The organism is Robertkochia aurantiaca (genome assembly GCF_020166495.1).
In the GTDB taxonomy this organism is placed as follows: Bacteria; Bacteroidota; Bacteroidia; order Flavobacteriales; family Flavobacteriaceae; genus Robertkochia; species Robertkochia aurantiaca.
The window spans coordinates 650,092-656,449 of record NZ_JAINZS010000004.1 but is presented as its reverse complement, the minus strand read 5'-3'; the positions used below and the strand labels follow the sequence as shown (position 1 = coordinate 656,449).

Sequence of the window (6,358 nt, the reverse complement as noted above, 5' to 3'; positions counted from 1 at the left end):
GAACCACTAAGAAATGGTCAAGACCAGTAAGTTGGACTAAGGTCATTAGTATATTATCAATGACTCACAAGGAAAGATTAGGCCTACCCTAAAAATAAAGAATGACACACTTAACTGAACACAACCTATTGGGTGGAATTTGAAACCTTCTAGCTTTTAACCTCTAACCTCTAACCTCTAACCTCTAACCTCACCTCACTCACTGAAATTCCTCGGCCGTTCACTGATTGCCGTTAGCTCTTAGCCGGCTCCACGCATCTCTCATCCCGTTAGTCCACTTCGCCCCCCGGTAATTCGGGGCAGTGTGACAAGGGTCGCTGTGTTGTGATAGGTTGTAGAGAGAAGAGAATGGAGAGTGGAGAGTAGGGTGGCAACTAACTTCATACTTATCTATTTTATTCCAGGTTTGTGTCATTAGTGTATTAGGTCGAATTTGAAACCTTCTAGCTTTTTACCTCTAACCTCCACTACTCACAAAATTCACCTAACTCACTGAAAGGCCTCGGCCGTTCACTGATTGCCGTTAGCCGTTAGCTAGCCCCACGCATCTCTCATCCCGATAGTCCACTTCGCCCCCGGTACTTCAGGGCAGTGTAACACGAGCAGAATTTCTGGAAACGGTCATCTGACTAATTACCCCTTACCTGTGCACCTATGTACCTTCATACCTTCATACCCCCATACCCCCATACCCCCATACCTCCATACCCCCATACCCATCAGATCAAAAAAGAACCGTATTTTTATACAATTCAGCAATAAAGCTGGTATTATTGCAGTTACCTATTACAAATGAACTTACCGGTGAAGTTTCTATCAAAAATACCTGCTCTTGTTTTTCTGGTATTCCTGGTAACAGCGGCCTGCAGCACGCGTAAAGACGCCATGCTGAACCGCAAATGGCACGGGCTGAATACCAAGTACAACGTCATGTACAACGGGAAGAATGCCCTGGAGAAAGGAAGACAGGATCTTATCGATCAGTATTCAGATAATTTCTGGGAGGTCTTGCCTGTAGAAAGAATGAAGGTGAGCGAACAGGTCAAGCTTGACGGTGTAGATCTGGACCCTGATTTTGAGCGCGCCGAAGAAAAGGCGGTGAAAGCCGTTCAGAAGCACGGGATGTACATCGGGGGGGAAGAAAAGAACAGTCAGATCGACGAGGCGTACCTCTTACTGGGGAAGGCGCGTTACTATGATCAGCGGTTCATTCCGGCATTAGAGGCATTCAATTACATACTGAATCACTACTCTGAAGAAGAGGTGATGAACAAGGCCCGGATCTGGCGGGAAAAGACCTATATGCGGCTTGATAACGACGAGCTGGCGCTGAGCAATCTGAAAAAACTGATGAAGTATGCCGATCTCGACGATCAGGATTATGCCGATGCCAATGCAGCCATGGGGCAGGCATATATGAATCTCGAGCGTAAAGACAGTGCCGTGCAACGATTGAAACTGGCGGCCAATTATACGAAAAGCAGTGAAGAGGAGGGGAGGTACCTCTATATCATCGGGCAGTTATATAACGAGATGGAAAAGCCTGACAGCGCCAACATGGCTTTTGAAAAGGTGATCGATCTGAATCGTCGTACCCTGCGGCCCTACTATATGAATGCATGGGTGGAGAAGATCAACAACCTGAATCAGGCCGGTCACAACAAGGAAGAACTTCTGGAAATGCTCAGTGATCTGGAAAGGAACCGGGAGAACAGACCTTACCTGGCCCGTATTTACCGACAGAAAGCCCTCTATTTTGTAGAGCAGGATACCCTTGAGCTGGCTCGAAAATATTATGACCGTTCTCTTCAAAGTGAAGATGCAGACAGTATTCTCAAATCACTGAATTACCGGGAACTGGCACAACTGGCTTTCGATGAACGCCGCTACGAAACCGCCGGAGCCTATTATGACAGCACGCTGGCGCACATGACAGGAAATACTAAAGAATTCAGATCGGTAAAAAGAAAACGGGAGAACCTGGAGGAGGTGATCGTATACGAAAACGTCGCACAGCGAAACGACAGTATCCTGAATCTCCTGGCCATGGAAGATGAAGAGCTGCAGACCTATTTTCGCAACTACATAGACTCTCTTCAGCAAGCTGAAGAGGAAGCCCTGGAACAAGCCAAACTCGAAGCCCTGAAGCAGATGAATCAAGGCGGAGGCATTGCCGGTTCAGGTCCTAAAAGCAATGGAGGTTTTTATTTCTATAATCAGGAGACCGTTCGTTACGGTATTCAAGCGTTCAGAAGCCGATGGGGAAACCGGGAGCTGCAGGATAACTGGCGTTATGGCGGAAATGTGACTCTGGCCAATACTTCAGTGATCGACACCTCTACCGCAACTATCGGTGGAAGCTCAGAAGAGATTTACGAGGTCAGTTACTACACAGATCAGTTACCACAGACGCCCGAAGCTATTGACAGCATTCAGAACGAACGAAACTTTGCCTACTATCAACTGGGGTTGTTGTATAAGGAGAAATTTCAGGAGTATGGGCTGGCGGCTTCCAGGCTGGAGGCTTTACTTGACAGTTATCCGGAAGAGCGACTGATCGTACCGGCAAAATATAACCTGTTTAAGATCTACCAGGCTTTAGAGGTTCCGCTTGAAGATGCTGTTCGAAACGACATACTTGAAAATCATCCCGATTCAAGATACGCGGCAATTATTCGGGATCCGCAAGCCATTTTAGGCGACGATAACGCTTCTGAGGAACAATACCGGGAGCTCAGACGTCTTATGGAGGCCCAGCAATACGAAAGGGTGGCTCAACTTGCTGAAAAATATGCATCAGATTACAACGGCAGGCCTGTAGCACTCAAATTCGAATTGATGAAGGCCAATGCGCTTGCCAGGCTTAAGGGTCTGGGGGCGTACAAGGAGGCTCTTAACTATATCGCCCTGAACCATCCCAATACTGAAGAGGGAAAAGCTGCTGCTGAAATTCTTGAGCAAACCATTCCGGCACTGGAAGATTTGGCATTGGAGGCTACCGACCCCGGCGATGAGCACTGGAAACTGATTTTTCCTTTCCGATCAGGTGATGAATCGGCCCTGACCGAGCTGGAAGAGGTCATAAAAAGGTCACTGGTGGAGCTGGAATATGATAAGGTTCGTTATTCAAAGGATTTTTATACAAAAGATTCCGTATTTTTGGTCGTACACGGCCTGGGATCAAAACTAAGAGCAGAAGGGTACGCCGAATTATTACACATCAATAAGGATTATTTGATTGATAATGAGAATTTTGTAATTTCGCGACCGAACTATAAAGTCATACAGGTTAAGAAAAACCTTGATGAATACCTGAACAAATTTCAGGCTGTTAACCCAAATCTAAAATAATTGCCATGTTCGCCGAATCTAAAAAACACAAGATGGAACCTACTACCGGAATGACCAACCGAATCGTTGAAAACACCAAGATCAAAGGAGATGTAACTGCCGAGGCCGATATTCGCATCGACGGTACGCTCGATGGAAGCGTGACCACCTCAGGAAAGGTCGTTATCGGTAAATCAGGAAAAGTCACAGGAAAGATCAATTGCACCAACGCCGATATCGAAGGACATTTCGATGGAGAGCTGGTTGTTGAAAATGTGCTTAGCCTTAAAAATTCTGCCAATATCGAGGGTGATGTTACCGTCGGTAAACTGGCGGTTGAGCCCGGAGCAAATTTCAATGCTTCATGTACGATGAAAGGCTCTGCCGTTAAATCGATAAAAGGTGACGGAAAACAAAAAGAAAAAGAAGCCGAGCGATCAGCTTAAGAATTTCGCTCTTTTTTCAGGGGTCGCCATACAAATGGGAGTGACCATTTTTCTTTTCGCCTGGTTCGGGCGCTGGCTCGACGAACGGTATAACGAGGGCGAAAAACTGTACCTGATCATTCTGACCCTTGCAGGAGTAGCGATATCCATTTACGTAGTGATAAAACAATTAAAGCGTTTGCAGGATTGATCTCGTATGCGAAAGTTGTTACTGCCTTTCTACTTGATTTTATTGCTGGTGCTTGTCACCGGTTTCTACCTGCACCGAAATTTGCTTTATTCATATAATCTCAGCCCGGAAGACCTGCTGCTTTTCCGGGCTTATTTCTGGAATGGACTTCTGGCCATAGTCATATTCACTATCATCTATGTACTGCGGAAGAAACTTTTTGCCCAGACAGGCTTCCTTTTTATGGCCGGGAGCATGTTAAAATTCCTGATGTTTTTTTTGCTTTTTTACCCACCGTATAATAATGACGGAAATCTGGACCGAACCGAATTCATCACCTTCTTCATTCCCTATGCATTAAGCCTTGTGATTGAAACAATTGCGGTTTCCAGAATGTTAAATTTGGAAGGTCGCTCATAGGCTTTCTATGTTTCAGGGAATTAGCCTCAAATAATCAAAAAAAATTGTTTTTGTTTTTCATTTAAAGCGTTACATTTGCACCGATTTTTAAGCCACTATTATTTGAGTGATATGCGAAGAGATTTTATCGAGAAGATCCTGGTTTTAATGTTGATTTTTGCCCCTATGATGACATGGGCGCAGCATGAACTAACCGAGACAGAAGCTGGCAGCGAACAGCAGAAAGAAGGAATCCAGGGATTTATCGAACACCACCTGCAGGATTCACATTATTTTACCCTTACTGAAGATGAAGAGTCGGGTTCTCACATTGGTATACCCTTACCTGTTATACTTTGGGATAACGGGGTAAAGGTTTTTTCTGCCTCTGAATTTCATCACGGCGAAACAGTTGCTGAAGTAGACGGAGAATATTACGCGCTTTACCACAACAAAATATATAAGACAGATGCTGAGGGAACGATGAATTTCGATGAAGATCATCACCCTACCAATGTTAAGCCTCTGGACTTTTCTATCACCAAGAACGTGGTAACCATGTTATTGGTGTCTATATTGATGTTTATACTTTTCCGCGGATTGGCTAAGAGTTATTCCTCAGGGCCAATGCCAAGAGGAATGGGTCGTTTCTTTGAGCCATTGGTTGTTTTTGTACGTGATGAGATCGCCATTCCTAATATCGGAGAGAAGCATTATAAAAAATACATGAGTTTCCTGCTCACTATATTCTTTTTCATCTGGTTTTTGAACCTGCTGGGAATGACTCCGCTTGGAGTGAATGTGACAGGAAATATAGCGGTGACTTTCGGGTTGGCTCTTTTGACCTTTCTGATTACCACCTTTACCGCCAATAAAAATTACTGGGGGCATATCTTTTGGATGCCCGGAGTACCTAAACTGATGAGAATCGTTCTGGCACCGATTGAAGTGCTGGGTATGTTCATCAAACCTTTTTCACTGATGATACGTCTTTATGCTAACATGACCGCAGGTCACGTGGTATTGATGAGTATCATCGGGCTGATGTTCCTGTTTAAGAACTGGATCGGGAGTACGCTTTCCTTCGGACTGGCGTTTGCACTTTCCATTCTTGAGCTGCTGGTGGCTGCGCTTCAGGCGTATATCTTCACCATGCTTTCAGCCCTGTATTTCGGAATGGCGAAAGAAGAACACGACGATCATTAATAAGCTGAATGTTTAATTTTTAATTATATATCTATGGAAATCCCAACTATTGTAGGAGCTGGTTTAATCGTGATTGGTGCTGGTCTTGGTATCGGTAGAATCGGTGGACAAGCAATGGACGCTATCGCACGTCAACCTGAAGCTTCTGGTAAGATCCAGACTGCTATGCTAATCGCAGCTGCTCTTATTGAAGGTATTGGATTTGCTGCACTTTTCGCAGCTTAAAACAACAACGGGCAGCTGCAACGGTTGGTTGTAGCTGTTCGTTATACTTTGATTAAACATTACAAATAACATATTTCATGGAAAAGTTAATAGAGCAATTTTCATTCGGACTGTTTTTCTGGCAGATACTTATTTTTGTTTTGCTGGTGCTGGTATTGAGAAAGTATGCCTGGAAACCTATTTTGAATGCCGTAAACGAGCGTGAAGAAGGAATCAAAAGTGCCCTGGAGTCAGCTGAACAGGCCCGAAAGGAAATGGAAAACCTGCAGGCTGATAACCAGCAATTGCTGAAAGAGGCAAGAGCTGAAAGAGAGAGTATGCTGAAGGAAGCGCGTGAGATCAAGGAAAAAATGATCGCAGACGCTAAAGGACAGGCCCAGGAAGAGGCTGATAAAATGATCAGACAGGCGCAGGCAACTATTCAAAGTGAAAAGCAGGCTGCTGTTTCTCAGCTTAAGAAGGAAGTGGCTTCATTGTCTATAGAGATCGCTGAGAAAGTTGTTAAAGAAGAACTTTCTTCCAAAGACAAGCAGCTGAAGCTGGTTGACGATATGTTGAACGACGTAAAGTTAAACTAAGTCAC

The 6,358-nt window shown here is 44.7% G+C and carries 7 protein-coding genes; all 7 read left to right on the top strand.

What is annotated here, in order from left to right:
* Positions 1-792 precede the first annotated feature (792 nt).
* Positions 793-3,351 carry a type IX secretion system periplasmic lipoprotein PorW/SprE gene (gene porW / locus K7R10_RS08775; protein WP_224484306.1) on the top strand — a complete coding sequence of 853 codons (2,559 nt, stop codon included), beginning with the start codon at positions 793-795 and terminating at the stop codon, positions 3,349-3,351.
* 5 nt (positions 3,352-3,356) lie between these two features.
* The gene (locus K7R10_RS08770) at positions 3,357-3,776 is read left to right on the top strand and encodes a bactofilin family protein (protein WP_224484305.1); all 420 of its coding nucleotides are present in this window, start codon (positions 3,357-3,359) and stop codon (positions 3,774-3,776) included.
* Positions 3,733-3,966 carry an AtpZ/AtpI family protein gene (locus K7R10_RS08765; RefSeq protein ID WP_224484304.1) on the top strand — a complete coding sequence of 78 codons (234 nt, stop codon included), beginning with the start codon at positions 3,733-3,735 and terminating at the stop codon, positions 3,964-3,966. The genes K7R10_RS08770 and K7R10_RS08765 overlap by 44 nt, the downstream gene beginning before the upstream one ends.
* 6 nt (positions 3,967-3,972) lie before the next feature.
* Positions 3,973-4,365 (top strand): DUF6168 family protein, encoded by a 393-nt coding sequence (locus tag K7R10_RS08760; RefSeq protein ID WP_224484303.1) that lies wholly within the window; start codon positions 3,973-3,975, stop codon positions 4,363-4,365.
* 111 nt (positions 4,366-4,476) lie between these two features.
* Positions 4,477-5,550 (top strand): F0F1 ATP synthase subunit A, encoded by a 1,074-nt coding sequence (gene atpB, locus K7R10_RS08755; protein ID WP_224484302.1) that lies wholly within the window; start codon positions 4,477-4,479, stop codon positions 5,548-5,550.
* A gap of 33 nt (positions 5,551-5,583) precedes the next feature.
* Positions 5,584-5,775, top strand: a complete 192-nt coding sequence (gene atpE, locus K7R10_RS08750) for an ATP synthase F0 subunit C (RefSeq protein WP_224484301.1) — start codon at positions 5,584-5,586, stop codon at positions 5,773-5,775.
* A 77-nt stretch (positions 5,776-5,852) separates the two neighbouring features.
* Positions 5,853-6,353 (top strand): F0F1 ATP synthase subunit B, encoded by a 501-nt coding sequence (locus K7R10_RS08745; RefSeq protein WP_224484300.1) that lies wholly within the window; start codon positions 5,853-5,855, stop codon positions 6,351-6,353.
* The last annotated feature ends 5 nt before the right edge of the window (positions 6,354-6,358 follow it).